Raw genomic sequence first — 23552 nt, forward strand, 5'->3', positions numbered from 1 at the left:
ACGCGACCGTGTACGACCAGGGCCAGGGCGGCCGCGTCTCGCTGGGGCAGCTCGTCGACGCGCTCCAGGAGGTGTACTTCCTGCGCCACAAGGACGGCCGGGACCTGCTGCTGGATCTGTTGCGCCGCAAGCTGGGCCCGGGATTCGACCCGGCCGAGAACCCGGTCGCGCGCCTGCACGTCTTCAGCATCGTGATGACGTGCGAGCGTCACCCCGGCGGTTTGCCGGCGCTCGTGGAGGCCATCCGGGAGCTGGATCCGGACTCCCTGGAAGTGATCCGCGTGGCCGCGCTCGTGGACACCATGAGCCCGCTGGACCTGCTGCCGGCGGCCGAGCGCAGCCAGCTCGTCTCGCTGCTGGAGGGGGCGTCGCTGCCGCCGCTGGACGAGCTCTACCGCGAGGTGCTGGGCCCGGCCGCGCACGCCCTGCCGCCCGGCTACCGCACGGTGTACGACGTGCTGGTGTTGTTGGAGCAGCACAACGCTCGTGCCGACGGCGTCCCGCACGTGCTGGTGTTCCTGGAGCGGCTGGCGGCGTTGACCGACGAGACGCTGGCCGACCGGATCCGCGAGTGGATCAACCACGAGGCCGAACGGATGGACCTGGCCACGCCGATGGCCGAGCTGCGCGCGGCCAAGCCGGCCATCGCCACCGCACGCGACAATCCCGGCAGCCTGTACCTGGTGATGCAGATCGAGCGCGACCGGTACGAGGCCGACCGGTACGTGCTCTCGCACTGGCATTCCGTCGGCGACTGGCAGCCCGAGCGCGGCGAGGACCGGGCCGGCACGCTGGCCGAGATCGAACGGCACGTGGCCGATCTGGTCGAACGGGCCGAGGACGCCTGGCACCTGCGGCCCGAACCCATCCAGCTGGAGTTCCTGCTGCCCCGGGAGCTGATGCACCTGCCGGTGGACCGGTGGCTGGCCGAGTACGACGACGGCGTGGACCGCTACCTCGGCGTGCAGTTCGAGGTGGTGCTGCGCAGCCTGGACCGGATGCGCAAACAGTCGTGGCACCGCAACTGGTTGCTCCGCTGGCGTTCGATGTCCGCGGGCGCGCCCGCGCTGTGGTGCCGCCAGGAGTCGGACAACTACCTGTCGGAGCTGGTGGCGACGCTGGCCGACCAGCCAGAGACCTGTGTGGTGGTGCTGGACCACTGTCTCGACGAGGCCGCCGTCCCCGGCCGCGACGCGCTCACGGTGGCGCTGCGCGAGGGCGTGCCGGTGGTGCTGTGGTGCCGTGATCCCAAGGCGCTGGAGGAATTCGTGGCCGGCGCGGACGAACAGGTCGCGGCCGGCCCGCACGGTCTGCGGGCCACCACCCGCAAGCTGCGCAACCTGGCCCAGCGGACCGGCCGCGACGAGCACTGCGGCGCGCACGTGAGCCTGCTCTGGGACGACCCGGAGCGAATCATCGAACTGTACGACCGACCGGCGGCCCCGCGCCCGGAGGTGACGACATGACCAGGCAGGTCTATCAGGGCACCGGCTGGCCGCTGCCGGACCAGGGACAGGGTCCGGCGATACCGGATCCGCCCCCGTGGCGGGCCTTCGACGGCGGGCCGGTGCTGCCTCCGCCGCCCGAGGACGACGCCGAGAACCACCGGCGGCTCGGTTCGGTCAGCCCGGCTCAGCCGAGCGCGTCGCGGCGCGAGGTCGACTCCGTGAACCTGTCGCTGCTGCTGCGCCGGCCGCTGCTGGTGACCGGCCGGCCCGGCACCGGGAAGTCGGCGCTGGCCTACCGGATCGCCCGCGAGCTGAAGCTGGGGCGGGTGCTGCGCTGGACGATCACCAGCCGCAGCACGCTGAACTCCGGCCTGTACGACTACGACGCGATCGGCCGGGTCGAGGCGGCCAACGCCCGCCGGGCCCCGTCGACCGAGCGCGAGGTCGGGGACTTCCTCACGCTCGGCCCGCTGGGCACCGCGCTGCTGCCCTACGAGCGGCCGCGGGTGCTGTTGATCGACGAGATCGACAAGAGCGACATCGACCTGCCCAACGACCTGCTCGGCGTGTTCGAGGACGGCGAGTACACGATCAAGGAGCTGAGTCGGCTGGCCAAGGTGGCGCCGGAGATCGAGGTGCACACCGCCGATCCGGACCGCACCGCGGTGATCCGCCGCGGCCGGGTGCGCTGCCACGCGTTCCCGATGATCGTGATCACCAGCAACGACGAGCGCGAGTTCCCGCCGGCCTTCCTGCGCCGCTGCCTGCGCATGCACATCGAGGACCCGGACGTCGATCAGCTGGCCGCGATGGTGCACGCTCACTTTCGGGGCAAGGAATCCGCCCGTTCGAGGGAACTCATCCAGGAGTTCGTCGCACGCAGTCGCCGTGTGGACGGGCTGGCCGCGGACCAGTTGCTGAATGCGGTGCATCTCGTCACTTCGGAGGAATACAGCTACGACGAGTTGTGGGATGGTCTTATCGACAGTGTCTGGCAACGGCTGACGGAAGCAGAATGACCGGACCGTCCCGCGCTCTCCCGGTGCCACCGCGAGGCAGTGGCACTGCTGACGGGCGCGCGGATCCGGTCGGCACCGCCGAGCTGTACCCGTTCGAGGTGGCGGACGCGTTTTTCCTCGCCGCGCACCTGGCCCGCGAGCAGGACCCCCCTACCGCCGCTGAAACCCCTGCCAGCACTGGGGAAACGCGCCGGTCGCCGGTCGAGCGCGACGAACCGCCCAGATCCGCCCGCCGGCCGGAACCGCCGGCCCGCGCGCCCGTCCCGGCCTGGCCCGACATCCGGCCGACCGGCCAGGACGGGAATCGCCGTAGGACCCCCAAGGGTCACGCCACCCCGCCCGCCGCACCGCCCGCGCCGATGGTTGAATGGCCCGCGATGCCGGGGCTGCACAGTGGGCGGAAGATCGCCAGGGCGTTGCGCCCCTTCAAGCGCACCGTTCCCGCGCGCGTGCGGCAGGAGCTGGACGAGGACGCCACCGCGGAAAGGTCGGCCGGCCTGGACGGCATGACGCCGATCATGCGGCCGGCCCTCGACCGTCCACTTGAGGCAGTGCTGGTGGTGGACAGCTCGGAGTCCATGGTGATCTGGCGGCGCACCGCCGCCGAGTTCCGCACGCTGTTGGAACGCCAGGGCGCATTCTCAACAGTACGACTGTTCCATTTGGACACTGACCAGGTCAAGCCCCTGTCGCTGCGCACCGAGAACGATCATGTGGCGCTGTCGCCGTCGCGACTGCTTGACCCGACCGGACGACGGCTGATCATCGTGCTGACCGACGGCATCGGGGCCGCCTGGCAGGAGTCGATGGCCCAGCGCTGGCTGGCCCGCTGGGGCCGGTGCGGCCCGGTCGCGGTGATCAACGTGCTGCCGCAGTCGTTGTGGCACTGGTCGAGCCTGGACCCGATGGCCGCCACGCTGCGGGCCGCCGCGCCGCGCGCGGCCAACACCCGGCTGCGGTGCCGGTTCGGCGACCTGGACGCGCCGCCCGGGATCGTGCCCATTCCCTTGCTGGAGCTGGACGAACGGTCACTGGGCCGATGGGCGCGGCTGGTGGCCGACCCCGCCCCGGCGCCGGTCGCGCTGACCGTGCTGCCGACCGTGACCCGCCCGCCGCGGCTGGACGAGCCGCCGGCCGAGGCCGAGCCGCCGGGCGAACCCGCGCCCGAGCACCGGGTGCGGCGGTTCCGGGCCGCGTCCTCGCGCACCGCGTTCCGGCTGGCCGTGCTGCTGGCCGCCGCGCCGCTCAACGTGCCGACGATGATGCTGGTGCAGCGGGAGATGCTGCCCGGATCGCGGATTTCCCACCTGGCCGAGGTTTTCCTGTCCGGCCTGCTGCGCCGGGTCGGCACCGGGGCGGTGACCGATCCGGAGGCCGTGGCCTACGAATTCCGAGACGGGGTAAGGCAGGAACTGCTGGCGGCCGGGTTCCGCCAGGACACCATGCGGGTGCTGCGGATGGTCGCGGACCGGCTGGCGCCGACCGTGGCGGCGATGCGCGGGCTGCGCGACGCGCTGCGCTCGCCGGACACCGCCGCGCATCCCGACGTGGCCGACGACGGGTCGCGCCGGTTCGCCTCGGTCGAACAGGCCGTGATGGCCGCGCTGGGCGGCGAGTACTCCAGACGGGGCAAGGCATTGCGGGCCGAACTGGAACAGGCCCGGGATTCAGCGAGACAGCTCGGGACACCTGGTGCGGATGAGGCGCCTGAACCCTATCCGAGCCGTATCGTTGAACTAGAAGGAACCCCATTGAGTAGTTCGTACAGTAACTCCACGGCCGGCGCCGCCGCCGTCTCGACCCACTCGCGGCCCGCGGTGGACGAGCCGGACGTCCCGGCGGCGTGGCCGGCCGGAGGCACCGCCACGCCCCGCCCGGGAGGAGACGAAGTGTCCGTCGACGTGCAGAGCCCCCGACAGCGTCGGCGACCGGGCGATTTCCCGCCCATCTGGGGCAACGTGCCGTTGCGCAACGCCAACTTCACCGGCCGCGAGGACCTGCTGCGCCGGCTGGCCGAGCGGCTGGACGCGTCCTCGCCGATGGCGGTGCTGCCGGAGGCGCTGCACGGCATGGGCGGCGTCGGCAAGACCCTGGTCGCGGTGGAGTACGTCTACCGCCACATCGGCGACTACGACCTGGTGTGGTGGGTTCCCTCCGACGACCCGGCCCTGATCCAGTCCTCGTTCGTCGAGCTGGCCCAGAAGATGCAGTTGGTCACCGCCGATCCGAGCCCGCTGGTGGCGGTGCCGGCGGTGCTGGAGGAGCTGCGCAACCCGACCGCCGACATGAGGTGGCTGCTCGTGTTCGACAACGCCGACCAGCCCGAGGATCTGCGCCAGTTCCTCCCGCAGGGCAGCGGTCACGTCATCGTCACCTCCCGCAACCCGCGCTGGTCCAGCGTGGCCCGCGCGGTCGAGGTGGACATCTTCGACCGGCCGGAGAGCATCGAGCTGCTCCAGCGCCGCTGCCCGGAGCTGACCGAGGACGAGTCCGCGCAGCTGGCCGACGTGCTCGGCGACCTGCCGCTGGCCATCGAGCAGGCCGGCGCGTGGTGCGCGGAGACCGGCATGTCGGTGCCGGAGTACCTGGAGCTGTTCGAGCGGCAGCGCCTGGACCTGTTGCAGGACAACGCCCCCATCGACTACCCGGTGACCGTCGCCGCCGCGTGGAACGTGTCGCTTGACCGCCTGCGCCGCGACAGCCCGCAGGCCCTTCAGCTGGTGCAGCTGTGCTCCTGCTTCGCGCCGGAGCCGATCAGCCGCGGCATCTTCACCGACCTGCGTGACTCGACGGTGCCGGCGGAACTGGCCGACGCGCTCCAGAAGCCGGTGTCGCTGGGCCGGGCCATCCGGGAGATCAAGCGCTACAGCCTGGCCCGCGTCGACCACCGCAACGACACCATCCAGCTGCACCGCATCGTGCAGGCCGTGGTGCAGGACCAGATGAGCCCGGCCGAACAGGCCCGCATGCGTCACATCGCCCACCTGCTGCTGCTCAAGACCGACCCCAAGCTGCCCGGCGCACCGCAGCACTGGCCGGTGTACAGCAGCCTGCAACCGCACGTGCGGGTGTCCAAGGCGGTGGACTGCGACGACACCGAGGTCCGCCGGCTGGTGGTCAACCAGGCGGTGTTCCTCAACGCCTGGGGTGACTACCAGGGCTCCTACGAGGTCGCCGAGGAAGCCCGCCAGGTCTGGGACGAGAAGTTCGGCGCGGCCCATCTGGACACCCTGTCCGCGGCCCGCCGAGCCGGCGTGGCGCTGCGCAACATGGGCGAGTACGCGCGGGCCAAGGCGTTGGACGAGAACACCCTGGCCCTGCTGCGCGAGACCGTGGGCGACGACCACGAGGAATCGCTGATGCTGGCCGGCCTGGTCTCCTCCGACCTGCGCGCGGTCGGCGACTTCGCCGGCGCGCGCAAGCTCAACGAGGACAGCTACGTCCGGTCCCGCCGGGTGTTCGGCGACGACGATCCGAACACCCTGTTCATCGCGCACAACCTGGCCATGAGCCTGCGCCTGACCGGCGAGTTCGCCAAGGCCCGGGAACTCGACGAACGGGCATGGCAGGGCCGGCAGCGCGAGTTCGGCGCCGACGACCGGTTCACCCTCCAGTCGTTGGACGCCCTGACGATGGACGACCGCGAGGCCGGCGACTACGTGAAGGCGTCCACCCACCAGGAGCAGACGGTCGAGCAGCACCGGCACCTGCTGGGCAACGACCACCCGCAGACCCTGAGCGCGGTGCGCAACCTCGCCGTGGCCCGCCGCAAGGCCGGTGATCACGAGGGCGCGCTGCACCTGGCCAACGAGGCGTTCGAGGGCTTCCGCCGTCGCTTCGGCAAGGAGCACCCGGACTCCATGGCCTCGGCCATGAACCTCTCGGTGGACCTCCGCCAGAACGGCGAGCTCGGCCGGGCCCGCAACCTGGGCCGCCGCAGCTGGGAGCGGTACCGCGACACCCTCGGCGAGCAGCATCCCTACACCTCGGTCGGCGCCACCAACCTCGCGGTCACGCTGCGGCTGGCCGGCGAGGTCGCGGAGGCCCGCCAGCTCGACCAGGACGCACTGCGGTGGTTCACCGACAAGCTCGGCGCCGACCACCCGTTCACCTTGGTTGCGGCGACCAACCTGGCCAGCGACCTGGCCGCGAGCGGCGATCACGCGGCGGCGCTGGAACTGGACACCGAGACCCTGGCGCGGTCCCGGGCCCGGTTGGGTGAGCGCCACCCGTCCACGCTCGCGGTGGCGCTGAACCGGGTCCTCGACCTGTTCGCCCTGCACCGGGACGCCGAGGCCGGGCCCGAGCACGAGGCCGTGGTGCAGCAGTTCCGGGGAGTGCTCGGCGCGCAGCACCCAGCCACGATGAAGGCCGAGAACCGGTACCGCGCCGACTGCGACATCGAGCCGATGCCGATCATCTGACCGGCCGCCCGACCACATCGCCACCGCATGGCACGTCGGGTCATCCTCGGCTGAACCATGCCAGCAGCTCGACGGGCGTCACCGTGGCTGCCGCGAGACCGAGGCCGATCCAGCCGGCGAACCCGTCCGGATCGGCCGCGTCGACGGATTCGGCAGTGGCCCCATGGCCCGGCCGCACGCTCGTCCGGCCGGGCGGACGCCACCGCCGGGTCAGCCCCGGTCGAACCACGCCACCAGCTCGCCCGGGGCGGCGTCCGCCACCGCCGCCACCGCCCGCACGAGTTCGGGAAACTCGGCCAGACAACGACTTCCCACCGCGAGACCGAGGCCGATCCAGCCGGCGAACCCGTTCGGATCGGCCGCGATCTGGGCCAGGTACAGCGCTTCCGCGCGCCGGGTCTCGCCCAACACCAGGCACAGGTCGGCGGCGGTCGCCCCGGACACCTCGGCCGCCACCGTCTCCTCGGTCAGCGCCTTGAACGTCTCCGGGGAACGCAGCGCCCACTCGGCCAGGTGGGTTCGCGCGCGCGGTTCGGTCAGGCCGGCGGCGGGGCGAACCACCGGCGCCGGCCCGGGATCACCCCGCCAGCGCCGGCCCGCCTGCCAGTCGGCGGCCACCGCGGCCACGTGATCCGGATCGGGGGCCAGGTGCCGCAGCCGCCACGTCGCCCGGTGGTCCCAAGCCACCTGTTCGGCCGCCCGGCGATGCCGTTCCGGCACCGGATAGTGCTGCCACTCCTGCACGTGCAGCCGCATGGTGGCGACGAACCGCTCGCCCGCTTCGGTGAGCAACCCGCTGCGTTCGATGGTGTCGATGGCTTCCATCGTCTGCCGGCGGTGCAGCGCGAACCTGAAGTGCGCCATGTCGTCCGCACCCTCGGCGCGCCAGAAGTCCGTGACGGCAAGGAAGCTGTAGACGCCGTGCAGCACCCCGTGCAGTGGACGGGGGTCGTCCCGCCACGGCGCGTAGAAGATCTCCTCGCGGTTCTCCACATCCAGCGTCACCAGTTCGAACAGGCCGTTCAGCTTGCTGTGCGCGAACTCGTGGATGAGCACCGCCGCCAGTCGCGGCGCGTCGGAGGGCAGCGCCAGCTCCACCGAGCCGAACGCGTCGGCCGAGGTGGCGCTGGAATCCCGGAACCGGCCACGACGCCGCCCCGGCACCAAGGCGGCCAGGCCGGCGGCCAGGCCCTCGGCCTGTTCGGGATGCCGGGACACCAGCAGCCGCCACGCGCGCTCCAGCGCGGAAGTCCAGTCCTGGAACACCTGGCCGGACAACGGTTCGGCCGGTTGCGGGCCGCCGAACGCGCGAAACGGCGACAGGTCGTCCAACCACACGGCAAGTTCGTGGCCCTCGTGTTCGACCCGGATCCTGCGCATCGGCAGCCACTGCGCCGCCTCGACACCGCCGTGGCGCACCACGACTTCGCCTTGCGCGGCAACGAGCTCGGCGACGGCGTGCCGCTCGCCGGTCGGCACCACGGCCGCGCCGACCGTCGGAAGCACCGCCACTCCCGCAAAAACGGGAATTCTGGCGCGAAATTCCAACCCGGCCGACACCGCGGCGGCCACGGCCACGGCATTCATATGGCCCAGCACGAACCACAACGGCGCTTCGGAGGCGACCGAGCCGCGCAGGTGGCGCAACGCCTGCGCGGCCCAGGCGTGGACCGCCGGCAACGCCAGAACCTCACCCACCGCGGCGGAATCCGCCTGCTCGGCCGCGGCCAGCAGGTCCCACGCCTCGGCGAAGGACCCCAGCGGCCCGGCCGGCGCCGAATCGAGCAGGGTCCGCAGCGTGACCAGCAGTTTGCTGCGCTTGGCGGAACGCAGTTCGAGCACCGCGGCACGGCTGCCGCCACCACGCGCGAACGCCTCGAGATCCTTGCCGGACAACCGGTGCGTGGCCGAGCGACCGCCGCCCACGGGAATCAGCAACCGCTGCTGCCTTGGGCGCTCTGCAGGCGCAGGGCGGCTATCCAGGGATCGTCGGCCTCGTCGAGCAGTTTGGCCACCGAGCGGCGCAGGGCCGGGTCGGCGCACGTGCGCAGGGCGGTGAGGGACATACCGGTCAGGTCGATCAACTCGGATCGCAGGCTGACTTCTGGCTCCGGCATGTCACCAGCCCCTCTGTGTGCACGGATCGTAACGAGCCCGACACAAGCCATGATGCATCACCGGACGGGCGTTCCGCTTGACCCAGCAGTAGGAATGCTTGCCACAAAGCCACCCGGCCATTGCATTGTGCCAGGCACCGGGGGTGGGCGCGCTACGTCCGCCGGTTGACTTGTCCGAGCCACCTGGCGTGAACACCGGGCGAGCGGTCACCTGCACGTGCACCGCGTCTGTCCATAGTGGACCGTCAGGCGCCGCGGCGGGCCCGATTCAGCGCGAGCAGGTCGACCGCGGCGTAGACGTTGCGCAGGGTGGGGGCGGAAACGCCGGTCAGGCCGGCCAATTCGACCACAGCGCCGATGATCGCGTCGGTCTCCAGGGCCTTGCCGGCCTCCAGGTCCTGGAGCATGGAGGTCTTGTGATGGCCAACCCGGCGCGCGCCGTCGATGCGCTTCTCGATGGACACCGACGGCGTCGCCCCGGCGGCGCGGGCGACGGCGACGGTCTCGGCCATCATCGCCGCGACGACCGCCCTGGTGTCGTCGTGCGCGCAGATCTCGGCCATGGTGGCGCCGGTCAGCGCGCTGAGCGGGTTGAAGGCGACGTTGCCCATGAGCTTGATCCAGATGTCGTCGCGCAGCCGCGGTTCGACGGGGCACTTGAGGCCGCCGGCGATCATCGCCTCGGACAGCGCGACGCAGCGGTCGGAGATGTCGCCGGTGGGCTCGCCGATGGAGAAGCGCGTGCCCTCCAGATGCCGGATGACGCCCGGCTCCTCGATCTCGGTGGAGCAGTAGACGACGCAGCCGATAGCCCGGCGCACGTCGAGCACCGCGCTGACCGCGCCGTCGGGGTCGACGGCCTCGATCCGCCGGCCCTCCAACGGATGCCCGGCCAGACCGTGGAAGTACCACCACGGGATGCCGTTCTGGGCGGCGACGACCGCGGTGTCCGGCCCGAGCAGCGGCGCCAGCAGCTGGCCGCAAGAGGCGTAGGAGTTGGCCTTGAGGCCGAGGAAGACGAAGTCGGCCGGACCGACCTCGCCGGGATCGTCGGTGACCGGCGGCGCGGCGGTGAAGTCGCCCCGCGGGCTGAGCACCCGCACGCCGTCGCGGCGCATGGCGGCCAGGTGCGCGCCGCGCGCGATGAGATGGACGTCGACACCGGCCCTGTGCAGGGCCGCTCCCACATAGGCGCCGATGGCCCCGGCGCCGAGAACAGCGACTTTCATGGCTCACCCTCAGGTGTCGGCGGAGATTGGATACAGTATGCGATGTCGGGACGTTCGACGGTAGACCCGCGCGAGTGTTACGTCCGGTAGCAGATCGGTTGCCGTGTGTGTACGGTTTGCGGTACTATGGGCACAAGAGGTGACCCGTCCCACGTGCAGTGTCTTTTGCATACGAAATTCTGTAACCTTTAAGCACCAATCCCCTGTTCGAGGAGGCTCCAGGTGAGCGAGCCCGCGACACCGTTCCCCGGCGGAGCGGTCAACCGGCGCCGGGCGAGCCGCGGCACGCTCGGCGAGGCGGCCGGCCGCAAGGTGGAACGCCCCGCGCCGCTGCGCCAGGCCGTCTACGAGGCGCTCATCGAGCTGATCGTCAACCGCACGCTCCAGCCGGGACAGCACCTGGTGGAGATCGAGCTGGCCGAGTACCTGGGGGTCAGTCGCCAGCCCGTTCGCGAGGCGCTGCAACGACTTCAGACCGAGGGCTGGGTGGATCTGCGCCCGGCCCAGGGCGCCTTTGTGCACACGCCGACCGAGGAGGAGGCCGACCAGCTGCTCAGCGTGCGCGGCGTGCTGGAGACCTACTCGGCCCAGCTGGCCGCCGAGCACGCCACCCCGTCGGATGTCGACCGGCTGTGGCACCTCCAGGCCGACGGCGTCGACGCGCTGAACAACCGCGACGTGGACCGGCTGGTCACCGCCAACGCCAACCTGCACTCGTTCATCACCACGCTGGCCGGCAACGCCGTGCTGTCCGAGCTGATCGGCATGGTGGACCGCCGGGTGCGCTGGTACTACACCCCGATCGCCCAGCCCCGCGGCGAGGACGCCTGGGGCGAGCACGAACAGCTCATCGAGGCCATCGCCGCCGGCGACGCCGAGCAGGCCAGCCGGATCATGACCGTCCACACGGAACGAACCCGGCTGGCCTACCACAAGGAACGTCAAGCTCAGGCGAGCAGTTAGGCGGTGGTTGGGGCGCCGAAGCCCGGGGCCGCGGCCGACACCGTGGTCTTGGACTTCGGCCGTCCCGGCTGGTGCAGGAACAGTGTGAGCACGGCGGCCAGCAGGGCGATGCAGCCGGCGAGCACGTACGCGCCGGTGTAACCCCAGCCGGCCACGACCATGGCGCCGAGCCCGCCGCCGCCGACCCCGCCCACGAGCTTGGCGCTGTAGACCAGGCCGTAGTTGGTGGCGTTGTGGTTCTCGCCGAAGTAGTCCGGCACCAGGGCGGCGAACAGCGGGTAGAACGCGCCCCCGCCGAAGCCGACCAGGAACGCGAACACCATGAACAGCACGATGTTCTCGGTGTTGCCCGAGTACACCAGGCCGAACTGGGCGATGCCGGCGATCACCAGCACCAGGGTCAGCGTCTGCCGGCGTCCGATGTGGTCGGACAGCCAGCCGACCAGGGCCCGACCGGTTCCGTTCACAATGGACAGGACGCCGGCCGAGGACGCCGCCACGAACGGCCCGAAGTGGCTGGCCGTGGCGAACTGCACCTGGAAGTTGATGCCGAACAGGGACACCCCGCCGATGATCACCAACGACAGCCACATCAGCGGCAGCATGCCGCTGCGGATGGCCTCACCCGGCGTGAACTGCCTTACCGCCGGCGGGTTCTTGGCCAGGCTCTTGTTGGTCTTGGTGTTGCGGGCCCACTCGAACGGGTCGATGTGCTCGGGCCACCAGTTCTTCGGCGGGTCCCGGAACAGCAATCCACACGCCACCACCACGAGCAGCATGTAGACGCCGATCAGGGACAGGATCAGCGTGGTGCTGCTGGGGGTCAGCACCGCGCTGAAGACGTAGATGAACGGCACCGCGCCGTAGGCGAACCCGCCGTTGACAAAACCGGTGCGGGCGCCCCGTTTCTCGGGGTACCACTTGCCGACCATGTTGATGCAGGTGGCGTACACCAGGCCCGCGCCGATGCCGCCGCAGACCGAGTAGCCGGCGAACGCCAGACCCAGGCTGCCACTGTATGCGATGGTGAAATAGCCGACGCCCGACAACACCGCGCCCAACAACATTGCCGAACGGGCCGACACCACATTGCGCTCCCGCAACCGTCCCGCGGGGAACGCGATGGCGGCCTGGAAGACCGCCCACACCGTCGCCAACCAGAACACCTCGGTCAGCGTCCAACCGTTCTTCTGCTGCAACGTCTTGACCACGGCGCCCCAGCCGTACTCGTAGACGCTCACCGCGATCATCGCGATCCAGGGTAACCAGACCATCCAGGCCCGGGAGCGCCCCATGAGGTCCTGGGGGCTCTCGCCGATCCGGTAGACCCTGCCGTTGTCGTCCGTCAACTCCCGGTAACTCGTGGTGGAACTAGTGGTCATCAGAGCCTCTTTCGCGTCTTTGCGAGTCCCCAGATCCCCTGTTGTCCTCCGATGGCGTCTGATCGTGCTGCGTGCGGTGGCTAAGTCCGGATCGGCATCATGCCTCCTGTTCGGTCATCTGTCAGCCCTGCATGAGTCCCGCCTCCCTGGCCCAGCGGTACTTGGCCCCGAGCACGGCGACCGGCTTCTCCGTGGTGTACGGGTAGGCCACGATGCCGTGCCGGTACAGGAACTCGGCCGCCTGCTCGACCTCGACGTCGCCCGACAGCGACGCCACGACCGGCTTGTGGATGCCGTGTTCCCGGTACTGCTCGACCACGTCGACGACGAGCTCGGCGAAGACCATGGGCGGCGTGACGATGGTGTGCCAGTAGCCCAGGATCAGCGCGTGCACCCGCTCGTCGGCCAGGCCGAGGGCGATGGTGTCGCGGTAGGTGGACGGGGGTTCGCCGCCGGTGATGTCGACCGGGTTGCCGGCCGCGCCGAACGGCGGGATGTGCTCCCGGAACGCCTTGTCCAGATCGTCCGGAATGGACATCAGCGTGAGGCCGTTGTCCACGCAGGCGTCCGACAGCAACACGCCCGAGCCGCCGGCGCCGGTGATGATCACGACGTTCTCGCCCCTGGGGGTGGGCAGCAGCGGCACGCCGCGGGCGTACTCCAGCATGTCGTTGAGGCCCGGGGCCCGCACCACGCCGCTCTGCCGCAGGATGTCGTCGTACACCTTGTCGTCTCCGGCCAGCGCCCCGGTGTGGGAGCTGGCCGCCTTGGCGCCCTGGGCGGTGCGGCCGGCCTTGAGCACCACCACCGGCTTGGTCCGGGACACCCGCTTGGCCGTCTCGGCGAAGGACCGGCCGTCCTTGAGGTCCTCCAGGTGCATGGCGATCAGCTTGGTGTTGTCGTCGTGCTCGAAGAAGGTCAGCAGGTCGTCCTCGTCGATGTCGGCCTTGTTGCCGACGCCGACGATGGCCGACACGCCCATCCGGGCCGAGCGGCTGAACCCGAGGATGGCCATGCCGATGCCGCCGCTCTGCGAGGACAGCGCCACCCCGCCCTGGACGTCGTAGGGCGTGCAGAAGGTCGCGGACAGGTGCTCGGGTGTGTAGTAGTAGCCGTAGATGTTGGGCCCGAGGATGCGCACATCGTGCTCCCGAGCGATCCTCACGATCTCGTCCTGGAGCTCGTGGTTGCCGGTCTCGCCGAAGCCGGACGGGATCAGGATCGCGCCGGCCACGCCCTTCTCGCCCACCTCGCGCAGGGCCTGCGGCACGAACGTGGCCGGGATGGCGAACACGGCCACGTCCACCTCGCCGGGCACGTCGGCGATGGTGGCGAAGGCCTTGCGCTCCAGTATTTCCGCGGCCTTGGGGTTGATCGGGTAGATCTCGCCCCGGTAGCCGCCGTTGACCAGGTTCTTCATCACCGAGTTGCCGATCTTGCCGTCCTCGGCCGACGCCCCGATCACCGCGACCGCGGCCGGCCGCATGATGCGGTTCATCGCGGCCAGGATCTCCTGCTGGGAGAACCGGGCCGGCTCGGCGGCGGCGTCCGGGTCGACCAGTATCCGCACGTCCACCGCGGTCGCCCCGGTCGGCGTGGCCAGCACCGGGTTGAGGTCCACTTCGGACAGTTGCGGGAAGTCGGTCACCAGGTCGGACACCCGGATGATCAGGTCGGCGATGGCGTCCCGGTCGGCCGGCTCGGCCCCGCGCACGCCGCGCAGGATCTCGGCGGCGGCGATGCCGTCGACCATGGACAGCGCCTGCTGGCGATCCGTTGGGGCCAACCGGAAAGTGACGTCCTTGAGCACCTCGACCAGCACGCCGCCCAGCCCGAAGGCGACGATCTTGCCGAAGGTCCGGTCGGTGGTGGCCCCGACGATGACCTCCTGGCCGGCGGCCAGCATCTGCTGCACCTGGATGCCGACGATCGCGGCGTCGGGGTTGTAGATCTTGGCGTTGGCCAGGATGGTGCGGTGCCCGTGGGCCACCTGACCGGCGTCCTTCAATCCCACCAGCACGCCGCCGGCCTCGGTCTTGTGCAGGATGTCCGGCGACACGATCTTCAGCACCACCGGGAAACCCAGGCCCTCGGCGATCTCCACGGCCTGCTCGGACGAGGTGGCCAGCCCCTCGCCGGGAGTGCCGATGCCGTAGGCGTCGCAGACGATCTTGCCCTCGGGCGCGGTCAGCGAGTCGCGGCCGTCCGCCGCGACCCGCGCCAGCACCCGCTGCACCGCCTCGCGGTCGTAGTCGCTCATGCCGCTCCCCTAGATCACGCCGGCGGCGCGCAGCCGCTCCAGCTGGTCGGGGCCGTAGCCCAGTTCGCCGAGCACCTCGGCGTTGTGCTCGCCCAGCAGCGGCGAGCGGGTGATCTCCACGTGCGAGTCGGAGAGCTTGAGCGGGCAGCCCACGGTCTTGTACTCGCCGCGCTCGGGATGCTGCACCGGGACCACCGAGCCGAGTTCGGCCAGGGTCTCGTCCTCGATCAGCTCCCGGGTGGACAGGATCGGACCGCACGGCACGTTGGCCGCGTTGAGCTGCTCCATGACGTCCCATTTGGACAGTCCGCTGGTCCAGTCCTCGACCATGGCGAACACCTTGTCCAACTTGGACAGCCGTGCCTCCGGCGTCGCCCACTGCGGGTCGTCGGCCAGCTCCGGCTTGCCGATCAGCTCGGTGATCGGCCGCCAGCCCGGCGGCTGGATGATCACGTAGATGTAGTCGTTGGGGCCGCCGGGCGCGCAGCGCACCGCCCATCCCGGCTGCCCGCCGCCGGAAGCGTTGCCGGAGCGGGGAACCTCGTCGCCGAAGGTCTCGTTCGGGTACTCCCCCAGCGGCCCGTGGGCCAGCCGCTGCTGGTCGCGCAGCTTGACCCGGCACAGGTTGAGCACCGCGTCCTGCATGGCCACCTGCACCCGCTGCCCCCGGCCGGAGTTGGTGCGCTGGTACAGCGCGGCCAGGATCGCGGCCACCAGGTGGATGCCGGTGCCGGAGTCGCCGATCTGCGCGCCGGTCGCGGTGGGCGGGCCCTGCTCGAAGCCGGTGGTGCTCATCGAGCCGCCCATCGCCTGCGCGATCACCTCGTAGGCCTTGAAGTCGGCGTAGCGGCCGGGGCCGAAACCCTTGATGGAGGCGTAGACCAGCCGCGGGTTGAGCTCGCTGAGGCGCTCCCAGGTGAAGCCGAACCGGTCGATCACGCCGGGCCCGAAGTTCTCCACCAGGACGTCCACATCGGACACCAGCTTGGTGAAGATCTCCCGGCCCTCGTCGCTCTTCATGTTCAGCGTGATGCTGCGCTTGTTGCCGTTGAGCATGGTGAAGTAGAGGCTGTCCACGTCCGGGATGTCCCGCAGCTGCCCGCGGGTGATGTCGCCGCGGCCGGGGGTCTCCAGCTTGATCACGTCCGCGCCCAGCCAGGCCAGCAGCTGGGTGGACGACGGACCGGACTGCACGTGGGTCATGTCGAGGACGCGCACGCCCTCCAGTGCCTTGCCCATCACGACCTCCCGCTACTTGTACATGGTCTGGTTCATGGTTCCGGGGGCGTACGCGTCCGGGTCGACCCAGACGTTGATCAGCGACGGCAGGCCGGACTCGCGGGCGCGCCGCAGCGCCGGGCCGATGTCGGCCGGGTCGCGCACCTGCTCGCCGTGGCCGCCGAGCATCTTGGCGAACTGGTCGTAGTGCACGTCGCCGAGCGTGTTGCCGACGCGTTCCCTTGCCAGGCCGTACTTCTGGGCCTGGCCGTAGCGGATCTGGTTCATGGAGGAGTTGTTGCCGACGATGCCCACGAAGGGCAGGTTGTAGCGGACCAGGGTCTCGAAGTCCCAGCCGGTCAGCGAGAACGCGCCGTCGCCGAACAGGGCGACGACCTCCTTGTCCGGGCGGGCGTGCTTCGCGGCCAGGACAAAGGGAATGCCGACGCCGAGCGTGCCCAGCGGGCCCGGGTCCATCCAGTGCCCGGGCGACTTGGGCTGCACCACCTGGCCGGAGAAGGTGACGATGTCGCCGCCGTCGCCGATGTAGATGGAGTCCTCGGTGAGGAACTCGTTGATCTCGTGCACCAGCCGGTACGGGTGGATCGGGCTGGCGTCGGAATGCAGCTGCGGCAACCGCTTCTGCCGCGCCTGGTCCTCGACCTTGTGCAGCTCCTCCAGCCACGGCTTGCGGCCGGTTGCCCCGTTGTCGACGCGGCCGGACGCGGCGGCGGTGACCGAGGCCAGGATCAGGCCGGCGTCGCCGACGATGCCCAGATCGATGTCGCGGTTCTTGCCGACGGTGCGGTAGTCCAGGTCGATCTGCACCACCGTGGCCTTGGCGGAGAGCCTTCGCCCGTACCCCATCCGGAAGTCGAAGGGGGTGCCGACGATGACGATCACGTCGGCGTTGTCGAAGGCGTAGCGGCGGGACAGCTGGAGGTGGTGCGGGTCGCCGGGCGGCAGCGTGCCGCGGCCGGCGCCGTTCATGTAGGCCGGAATGTTCAGCGTGCGCACCAGTTCCACGGCCGCGTCGGTGGCGCGGGTCGTCCAGACCTGGCTGCCCAGCAGGATCGCCGGTTTTTTGGCGTGCGCCAACAGATCCGCCAGCTTCTCCACGGCCTCGGGGTCGCCGGCCTGCCGGGTGGAGGCCCGGTAATGGCCGGCCTGCGGCACCCGCGCCTTGTCCACCGGCACCTTGTTGTCCAGGACGTCCCGGGGGATCTCCAGGAAGGACGGGCCGGGCGCGCCGTTGAACGCCTCCCGCAACGCCATCGACACCATGTCGGCGACGCGGGCGGTGTCCGGCACGGTGGCCGCGAACTTGGTGATCGGGTTCATCATGTCGACGTGCGGCAGGTCCTGCAGTGACCCCATCTTGTGCTGGGTCAGCGCGCCCTGGCCGCCGATCAGCAGCATCGGGCTCTCCGCGCGGAAGGCGTTGGCCACGCCGGTGACCGCGTCGGTCGTGCCCGGGCCGGCGGTGACCACCGCGCAGCCGGGCCTGCCGGTGACGCGGGCGTAGCCGTCGGCGGCGTGCGCGGCGACCTGCTCGTGCCGCACGTCGATGACCTCGATGCCCTCGTCGACGCAGCCGTCGTAGATGTCGATGATGTGCCCGCCGCACAGGGTGAAGATGGTGTCGATGCCCTCGGCCTTGAGCGCCTTGGCGACCAGATGGCCGCCGGAGATCATCGCCGGCGCGGGCGCGGATCCGTTCGCCGCCGGACCGCTCGACTGCCGGGTCCCTGCCACAGGTTCTGTTCCCACCATGCTGGTCAACTCCTCGCCGGCTCCGCTGCACTGTAGATTGCATACGATATGGAGTAGGCATATGCTTACGCCTGTTCCGGCCCGGTGTCCAGAGCAAGGCGAGAACATTTCGCGATCTCGACGCCCGGCGACAGCGCCCATTCCGCTGGGCACAGCCGCGGCGATTCCGGTCCACGGAAATCCACCCCCACCGACGAGGAGCCTCTGCCCGCGCAGGGTTCACAGGAGGGCCGCACGTTGGATCTGTTCGAACACGAGGCCAGGGACCTGTTCGCCCGCCACGGCGTCCCCGTGCCGCCCGGCGAGGTCGCCACCACACCCGCGGGCGCGTTCGCGGCGGCGATGGCGATCGGCGGCCCGGTCGTGGTGAAGGCACAGGTCAAGGTCGGCGGCCGGGGCAAGGTCGGCGGCGTCAAGCCGGCCGGCACGCCGGCCGAGGCCCGAGCCGCCGCCGAGGCCATTCTGGGCATGGATATCAAGGGGCACACCGTGCACGCGGTGCTGGTGACCGCCGCCTCCGCCATCGCCGACGAGTACTACTTCTCGTTCCTGCTCGACCGCGCGAACCGGACCTTTCTCGCGATGGCCTCGGCCGAGGGCGGCATGGACATCGAGGAGGTGGCCGCGACCCGGCCGGCGGCCCTGACCCGGCGGCCGGTCCGCGACATGGACCTGGCGCTGGCCGGCGAGATCGCCGAGGCGGCCGGGCTGCCGTCCGCATCGGCCGAGGTCATCGTCAAGCTGTGGGACGTGTTCGTCCGCGAGGACTGCACGCTGGTCGAGGTGAACCCGTTGGCGCGCACCAAATCCGGCGAGATCGTGGCGCTGGACGGCAAGGTGGCCCTGGACGACAGCGCCGCCTTCCGCCACTGCGGCCGGCCGCTCGGGGCCACCGCCGACGACCCGCTGGAGCAGGCCGCCCGGGCCAAGGGGCTCAACTACGTCAAGCTGGCCGGCGATGTCGGCGTGATCGGCAACGGCGCCGGGCTGGTGATGTCCACTTTGGACGTCGTGGCCCAGGCCGGCGGGGCCGGGCCGGCCAACTTCCTGGACATCGGCGGCGGCGCGTCGGCCCAGGTGATGGCCGACGGCCTGGAGATCGTGCTCGGCGATCCCGGCGTGAAGTCGGTGTTCGTGAACGTGTTCGGCGGCATCACCGCGTGCGACGCGGTGGCCGACGGCATCCTGAAGGCGTTGGCCATGCTGGGTTCCCGGGCGACCAAGCCGCTCGTGGTGCGGCTGGACGGCAACAACGTCAAGCAGGGGCGGCGGATGCTCACCGAGGCCGGGCATCCGCTGGTGACCATGGTGGAGACGATGGACGACGCCGCCGGCACCGCCGCGCGGCTCGCGGCGCGGGGAGCGTGACATGGCGATCTTCATCGACGAGAACAGCCGGGTCGTGGTGCAGGGCATGACCGGCTCCGAGGGCGGCAAGCACACCGCTCGCATGCTTCGGGCCGGCGCCACCGTCGTCGGCGGCGTGAACGCCCGCAAGGCCGGGCAGCGTGTGGACTTCGACGGCGCCACGCTGCCGGTGTTCGGCACCGTGGCCGAGGCGATGTTCCAGACCGGGGCCGACGTGTCGGTGCTCTTCGTGCCGCCGGTCTTCGCCCGCGACGCCGTGATCGAGGCCGTCGACGCCGGCATCGGGCTGGCCGTCGTGATCACCGAGGGCATCCCCGTGCACGACACCGCCGCGTTCTGGGCCCACTCGGTCGGCAGCGCCACCCGGATCATCGGCCCCAACTGCCCCGGCGTGATCAGCCCCGGCAAGTGCAACGCCGGCATCATCCCCGCCGACATCACCAAGCCCGGCCGGGTCGGCGTGGTCTCCAAGTCCGGCACGCTGACCTACCAGCTCATGCACGAGCTCCGGGACTTCGGCTGCTCCACCGCCGTCGGCATCGGCGGCGACCCCATCGTCGGCACCACCCACATCGACGCGCTCGAGGCGTTCCAGAACGATCCCGAGACCGAGCTCATCGTCATGATCGGCGAGATCGGCGGCGACGCCGAGGAACGCGCCGCCGCGTATGTCAAGGACCACGTCACCAAGCCCGTCGTCGGCTACGTCGCCGGCTTCACCGCGCCCGAGGGCAAGACCATGGGCCACGCCGGCGCCATCGTCTCCGGCTCCGCCGGCACCGCCGAGGCGAAGAAGGCCGCCCTGGAGGCCGCCGGCATCGCCGTCGGCCGCACCCCCTCCGAAACCGCACGGCTGGCCCGGGACCTGCTCTGACCATCGGCGGCCCACCCCGCCCCACAACCACACCTGAGTGGCTCATGTGGCTCCAGGGGCGAAATGAGCCACTCAGGTGCGTCCCCCGCCCCCCTCGCTTCCTTGACACGCCGTTCGAAACGGTGTTTTATAACGGCGTTCTCAAACGGGGAGGCGAGCATGCACACCTTGGAGCTCACGGCGGCGTCGCGCTACATCGCGGCGATCGTGCTGCTGACGATCGTCGGGATCGAGTTCGGCGGGTGGTTCATGACCCAGATCGTCCGCGGCACGGTGCCGATGACCGACTTCCAGAAGGCGTTCGCCCGGGCGGGGCACGCGCACGCCGGGGTGCTGGTCACGCTGGGACTGGTGACGCTGGTGCTGGCGGACGCGGCGGGGTTGGACGGGCTGTGGGGCTGGGTGGCGAGGCTCGGGGCGCCCGCGGCGGCGGCGCTGATCTCGGCGGGGTTCTTCTTCTCCTCCATGGGCCGCGGCGAGGTGACCAAGCCGAACCGGCTGATCTGGCTGGTGTGGCTGGGCGCGCTGGCCCTGGGCGCGGGCGTGGTCAGCCTGGGGGTCGGGCTGCTCGTCGGGTGAACGGCTTGACCTTGTCGTGACGTCAAGGTTTTTACTGGTCCCATGCGAATCGGGGAACTCGCGGGACTGGCCGGGGTGTCGACCCGGACGGTGCGGCACTACCACCGGATCGGCCTGCTGCCGGAGCCGCGCCGACGGGAGAACGGGTACCGCAGCTACGAACTGCGGGATCTGGTCCTGCTGCTGCGGGCCCGCCGGCTGGCCGAGCTGGGGCTGGCCCTGGAGGAGGTCGCCGACGCGCTCTCGGACGACCGCAACCGGGACCTGGTGGAGATACTCCGCGAGATCGACGGCGACCTGGCCGCCCAGCAGGAGCGCATCGCCGCCCAGCGCACCGCCATCGCCGACCTGCTGGCCGCCGAAGGCGACCTGCGCTCCCCGGCCCTGCACGCCGTGATCGACTCCCTCACCGACTTTCCCGGCCGGGAAAGGGAAATCCTCGCTGCCGAGGTGATGGAGTCCCTCACCGGCAGCCTCGACCTCTACCACTCGGTGCTCGCCGACTCCGATCTCCAGCAGCGGATGGCGGCCGCGCAGGCCGACTTCGAGCGGCTGGTCGACGTCTCCCCCAACGATCCCGCCGTCACCGAACTGGCCGAACGGGCCCGGGACTTCGGGCCGGCCGTGGTCGCCATGCTGCCGCCCGAGGTCCGGGACGTGCACGCCGACCCGGATGCCCTCCTGGCCGCCATCAGCGCCGACATGTCCCCGGCCCAGGCCCGCTGCCTGCGGCTGATGTTCTCCTACTGGAAGCAGGCCACGCCATGATCGGCTGCCTGGTCGCCTGGCTGCGCCGCCGGCCGGCCGACCCGTCCGCCTTCGGCTACGGCCGCGCCTTCCGGCCACTGGTCTACGTCCTGCTAGCAATGTCCATTGTGGAGGGTCTGGTCGTCGAGTTCGTGCTGTCGGCCGTGCTGCCCGGCACCTTCTGGCCGTGGCTCATGCTCGCCCTGCACGTCTACGCCCTGCTCTGGCTGCTCGGCCTGCTCGCCTCCCTGACCACCCGTCCGCACCTGCTCGGCCCGGACGCCCTGGTGCTGCGGGACAGCGCCTTCAGCGAGCTCACGATTCCGTTGTCCGCCATCACTTCCGTCACCGCCACCACCAAGCCCAACGTGCTGCGCTCCGGCCTCAAGATCGACGGCGACACCGCCCTCTACGCCTATGGCGACGCCAACATCGCGGTGCACATCGACCCGGTCGACGCCCCCCGCCTCGACGGCGTCCGGCACCTGCACATCACCGTGGACGAGCCGCACCGGTTCCTTGCCGCGCAACGGAATGCGGCGCCCGCGTCAGACTGAACGGCGGCGGCAGCGCGGTTCCCGCCTGGTCCTCCCCCGAGGCCGGGCGGGAACCGCACTGATGGTCGAGTCGGACCTCTCCCCTGGACACCATGCCCGCCCCTCGTCGGGCGCGTCGTCCATTCGACTCAACCAAACCCCCCTTGGTGCGGTCCCCAGTGCCAACACCAGTTGACCGCGGTGAAACCAGTCTATGGAAACCGCCAGGTGTGTCAACTACTCTTGGGACAGTCGACGCCGGTGCGTGGACATCAGTTGAGCGGAGTGGGGGGCGCCGATGCTGAGCTTTCAGGACAAGCTCAACGCCGCGTTCGACGCCGTGCGGCCGAAGGGTCCCGACGGACCGGAGTATCGCAACACCGAAGTTGCCGCCGCGTTGGGCGAACTGGGCGTGAAGGTCACCGGGTCCTACCTCGGCCTGCTGCGCAACGGGGAGCGGGACAATCCGACGGTGAACGTGGTGCAGGGCCTGGCCGCGTTCTTCGACCTGGACCCGGTGTACTTCCTCACCCCGACCACGCCGCAGGCGGCGGAGAAGGTCGCCGGCATCCACCGGGACCTGATGCAGCTGGCGGAGTGGCGGGACAAGGGTGTGCTGGCCTTCGCGCTGCGGGCGATGCTGCTGGAGCAGGACAGCGGCCAGTTGGCCGAGGCGGCGAAAGTGCTGCTGGAACAGGTGATGGAGCTGCGCCGCACCGATCGCGAATCCGGCCAGGAGTCAGGCGGATCGCGCGAGTAGTGACCGCAGGTAGGCCGGCACGGCGATGGCCAGCTGCCGGCCGGCGCCCACGCTGACCCGCTGAGCGATCACGTCGTAGCCGGACCGCTCGATGGCGTCGAGGATTCCGCCGTACAGCCGCATGCCGGCCAACGCGGTGGACCGGCCGGCCGGGTCCAGCAGCGGCACGCCGGCCCGGGCCTGCCGGTAGAGCGACCGGGTGCGGGCGATCTCGTACTTGATCAGCTCCCGGAACCGTTGCCCCGCAACGATCTCGGTCACGCCGAACCGCCGCAGGTCCTCGCCGGGCAGGTAGACGCGGCCGCGCTGGAGGTCGTCACCGACGTCGCGGAGGATGTTGGTGAGCTGGAAGGCGATGCCCATCAGCCGCATGGCCTCGACCGCCTCCTCGGAACGCGCGCCGAGCACCGGGGCGAGCTGCAACGCCATGGTGCCGGCGGCGCCGTGCATGTAGACCTCGAGATCGGCGTACGTCTCGTACGAGGTCACGGTCAGGTCCGAGGTCATGGCGGCCAGGAAATCCTCGATGTACCGCAACGGAATGTCCCACGTCCGCACGGTGTGCAACAGCGCCCGGCCGAACTCGTCGTCGGTGTCGCCGGCCCTCAGCTCGGCCAGGATCCGGTCCCGCCACGGCTCGAAACCCGCGGTGTCGCCCCCGTCGACCATCTCGTCGGCGTGCCGGGCGAAGCCGTAGATGGCGTGCACGAACGGCCGCCGCGCCGGCGGCAGCAGCAGCGCGGCCAGGTAGTACGACTTGTCGTGCTCGGCCAGCAATCGCTTGCAGCGCAGGTAACCCGCCCGCAGCCGAGGGTCGCGAATGCCGGCGGCAGCAAGCTCATCGCTCACAGTGCC

Annotated in this window: 19 protein-coding genes; 10 read left to right on the forward strand and 9 right to left on the reverse strand. The window is 70.6% G+C overall.

Translation table 11 applies throughout. From position 1 onward, the window contains the following. Nucleotides 1–8 precede the first annotated feature (8 nt). Genes ACIG5F_RS31635 through fxsT form a run of 3 tightly spaced genes read left to right on the forward strand, consistent with a single transcriptional unit; the run spans nt 9 to nt 6891 of the window. Nucleotides 9–1466 carry a hypothetical protein gene (locus ACIG5F_RS31635; protein ID WP_396523572.1) on the forward strand — a complete coding sequence of 486 codons (1458 nt, stop codon included), beginning with the start codon at nt 9–11 and terminating at the stop codon, nt 1464–1466. Then, nucleotides 1463–2467 carry an AAA family ATPase gene (locus ACIG5F_RS31640; protein WP_396523573.1) on the forward strand — a complete coding sequence of 335 codons (1005 nt, stop codon included), beginning with the start codon at nt 1463–1465 and terminating at the stop codon, nt 2465–2467. The genes ACIG5F_RS31635 and ACIG5F_RS31640 overlap by 4 nt, the downstream gene beginning before the upstream one ends. Next, nucleotides 2464–6891: an FxSxx-COOH system tetratricopeptide repeat protein gene (gene fxsT / locus ACIG5F_RS31645; protein WP_396523574.1), complete on the forward strand. Its 4428-nt coding sequence runs from the start codon at nt 2464–2466 to the stop codon at nt 6889–6891. Before ACIG5F_RS31640 ends, fxsT begins: the two co-directional genes overlap by 4 nt. A gap of 40 nt (nt 6892–6931) precedes the next feature. On the opposite strand, the gene ACIG5F_RS31650 is transcribed toward fxsT, so the two are convergent. The 4 genes from ACIG5F_RS31650 to ACIG5F_RS31665 all read right to left on the reverse strand — a co-directional run bounded on the left by ACIG5F_RS31650 (nt 6932) and on the right by ACIG5F_RS31665 (nt 10237). Next, on the reverse strand, nt 6932–7120 hold the full coding sequence (locus ACIG5F_RS31650; RefSeq protein WP_396523575.1) for a hypothetical protein: 189 nt from the start codon (nt 7118–7120) through the stop codon (nt 6932–6934). Then, nucleotides 7102–8829 (reverse strand): HEXXH motif domain-containing protein, encoded by a 1728-nt coding sequence (locus tag ACIG5F_RS31655; RefSeq protein ID WP_396523576.1) that lies wholly within the window; start codon nt 8827–8829, stop codon nt 7102–7104. Before ACIG5F_RS31655 ends, ACIG5F_RS31650 begins: the two co-directional genes overlap by 19 nt. After that, nucleotides 8823–9008, reverse strand: coding sequence for a hypothetical protein (locus ACIG5F_RS31660; RefSeq protein WP_396523577.1), 186 nt, complete (start codon nt 9006–9008; stop codon nt 8823–8825). Before ACIG5F_RS31660 ends, ACIG5F_RS31655 begins: the two co-directional genes overlap by 7 nt. A 245-nt stretch (nt 9009–9253) precedes the next feature. Next, a complete protein-coding gene (locus ACIG5F_RS31665; RefSeq protein ID WP_396523578.1) occupies nt 9254–10237 on the reverse strand; it encodes a 2-dehydropantoate 2-reductase in 984 nt (327 codons plus the stop codon). Between the two features lie 222 nt (nt 10238–10459). On the opposite strand from ACIG5F_RS31665, the gene ACIG5F_RS31670 reads away from it, so the two are divergent. After that, nucleotides 10460–11200: a GntR family transcriptional regulator gene (locus ACIG5F_RS31670; RefSeq protein ID WP_396523579.1), complete on the forward strand. Its 741-nt coding sequence runs from the start codon at nt 10460–10462 to the stop codon at nt 11198–11200. On the opposite strand, the gene ACIG5F_RS31675 is transcribed toward ACIG5F_RS31670, so the two are convergent. From ACIG5F_RS31675 to ACIG5F_RS31690, 4 genes are all read right to left on the reverse strand, one after another. Beyond that, nucleotides 11197–12582, reverse strand: a complete 1386-nt coding sequence (locus tag ACIG5F_RS31675; protein WP_396523580.1) for an OFA family MFS transporter — start codon at nt 12580–12582, stop codon at nt 11197–11199. The genes ACIG5F_RS31670 and ACIG5F_RS31675 overlap by 4 nt on opposite strands. 121 nt (nt 12583–12703) lie before the next feature. Then, a complete protein-coding gene (locus ACIG5F_RS31680) occupies nt 12704–14842 on the reverse strand; it encodes an acetate--CoA ligase family protein (RefSeq protein ID WP_396523581.1) in 2139 nt (712 codons plus the stop codon). Between the two features lie 9 nt (nt 14843–14851). Further along, entirely contained in the window at nt 14852–16081 is a 1230-nt protein-coding gene (gene frc / locus ACIG5F_RS31685; protein ID WP_396523582.1) for a formyl-CoA transferase, read from the reverse strand. Nucleotides 16082–16093: 12 nt separating this feature from the next. Next, nucleotides 16094–17833 (reverse strand): thiamine pyrophosphate-binding protein, encoded by a 1740-nt coding sequence (locus ACIG5F_RS31690; RefSeq protein ID WP_396523583.1) that lies wholly within the window; start codon nt 17831–17833, stop codon nt 16094–16096. A 237-nt stretch (nt 17834–18070) separates the two neighbouring features. Here ACIG5F_RS31690 and sucC point away from each other — a divergent pair, with 237 nt between their 5' ends. The 6 genes from sucC (at nt 18071) to ACIG5F_RS31720 (ending at nt 22697) form a co-directional block, all read left to right on the forward strand. Continuing rightward, a complete protein-coding gene (sucC, locus tag ACIG5F_RS31695) occupies nt 18071–19201 on the forward strand; it encodes an ADP-forming succinate--CoA ligase subunit beta (RefSeq protein WP_396523584.1) in 1131 nt (376 codons plus the stop codon). Between the two features lies 1 nt (nt 19202). Then, nucleotides 19203–20075 carry a succinate--CoA ligase subunit alpha gene (gene sucD, locus ACIG5F_RS31700; RefSeq protein WP_396523585.1) on the forward strand — a complete coding sequence of 291 codons (873 nt, stop codon included), beginning with the start codon at nt 19203–19205 and terminating at the stop codon, nt 20073–20075. A gap of 159 nt (nt 20076–20234) precedes the next feature. Continuing rightward, nucleotides 20235–20654 carry a hypothetical protein gene (locus tag ACIG5F_RS31705; protein WP_396523586.1) on the forward strand — a complete coding sequence of 140 codons (420 nt, stop codon included), beginning with the start codon at nt 20235–20237 and terminating at the stop codon, nt 20652–20654. A gap of 42 nt (nt 20655–20696) precedes the next feature. Beyond that, nucleotides 20697–21422 carry a MerR family transcriptional regulator gene (locus tag ACIG5F_RS31710; RefSeq protein WP_396523587.1) on the forward strand — a complete coding sequence of 242 codons (726 nt, stop codon included), beginning with the start codon at nt 20697–20699 and terminating at the stop codon, nt 21420–21422. Next, on the forward strand, nt 21419–21958 hold the full coding sequence (locus ACIG5F_RS31715; RefSeq protein ID WP_396523588.1) for a hypothetical protein: 540 nt from the start codon (nt 21419–21421) through the stop codon (nt 21956–21958). Before ACIG5F_RS31710 ends, ACIG5F_RS31715 begins: the two co-directional genes overlap by 4 nt. 277 nt (nt 21959–22235) lie before the next feature. Next, nucleotides 22236–22697, forward strand: coding sequence for a hypothetical protein (locus ACIG5F_RS31720; protein ID WP_396523589.1), 462 nt, complete (start codon nt 22236–22238; stop codon nt 22695–22697). Here ACIG5F_RS31720 and ACIG5F_RS31725 read toward each other — a convergent pair. Beyond that, nucleotides 22677–23546: a phytoene/squalene synthase family protein gene (locus ACIG5F_RS31725; RefSeq protein WP_396523590.1), complete on the reverse strand. Its 870-nt coding sequence runs from the start codon at nt 23544–23546 to the stop codon at nt 22677–22679. The two genes, ACIG5F_RS31720 and ACIG5F_RS31725, sit on opposite strands and share 21 nt — an antisense overlap. Nucleotides 23547–23552 lie beyond the last annotated feature (6 nt).

The sequence above is a fragment of the Kutzneria sp. NPDC052558 genome, assembly GCF_044547355.1.
Taxonomy (GTDB): domain Bacteria; phylum Actinomycetota; class Actinomycetes; order Mycobacteriales; family Pseudonocardiaceae; genus Kutzneria.

Coding starts and splice junctions, on each gene's coding strand:
- frc (WP_396523582.1), bottom strand. CDS start 16,081: ATGGGCAAGGCACTGGAGGGCGTGCGCGTCCTCGACATGACCCACGTG.
- sucD (WP_396523585.1), top strand. CDS start 19,203: ATGGCGATCTTCATCGACGAGAACAGCCGGGTCGTGGTGCAGGGCATG.
- ACIG5F_RS31675 (WP_396523580.1), bottom strand. CDS start 12,582: ATGACCACTAGTTCCACCACGAGTTACCGGGAGTTGACGGACGACAAC.
- ACIG5F_RS31715 (WP_396523588.1), top strand. CDS start 21,419: ATGATCGGCTGCCTGGTCGCCTGGCTGCGCCGCCGGCCGGCCGACCCG.
- ACIG5F_RS31690 (WP_396523583.1), bottom strand. CDS start 17,833: ATGGTGGGAACAGAACCTGTGGCAGGGACCCGGCAGTCGAGCGGTCCG.
- fxsT (WP_396523574.1), top strand. CDS start 2,464: ATGACCGGACCGTCCCGCGCTCTCCCGGTGCCACCGCGAGGCAGTGGC.
- ACIG5F_RS31720 (WP_396523589.1), top strand. CDS start 22,236: ATGCTGAGCTTTCAGGACAAGCTCAACGCCGCGTTCGACGCCGTGCGG.
- ACIG5F_RS31680 (WP_396523581.1), bottom strand. CDS start 14,842: ATGAGCGACTACGACCGCGAGGCGGTGCAGCGGGTGCTGGCGCGGGTC.
- ACIG5F_RS31660 (WP_396523577.1), bottom strand. CDS start 9,008: ATGCCGGAGCCAGAAGTCAGCCTGCGATCCGAGTTGATCGACCTGACC.
- ACIG5F_RS31640 (WP_396523573.1), top strand. CDS start 1,463: ATGACCAGGCAGGTCTATCAGGGCACCGGCTGGCCGCTGCCGGACCAG.
- ACIG5F_RS31710 (WP_396523587.1), top strand. CDS start 20,697: ATGCGAATCGGGGAACTCGCGGGACTGGCCGGGGTGTCGACCCGGACG.
- ACIG5F_RS31665 (WP_396523578.1), bottom strand. CDS start 10,237: ATGAAAGTCGCTGTTCTCGGCGCCGGGGCCATCGGCGCCTATGTGGGA.
- ACIG5F_RS31705 (WP_396523586.1), top strand. CDS start 20,235: ATGCACACCTTGGAGCTCACGGCGGCGTCGCGCTACATCGCGGCGATC.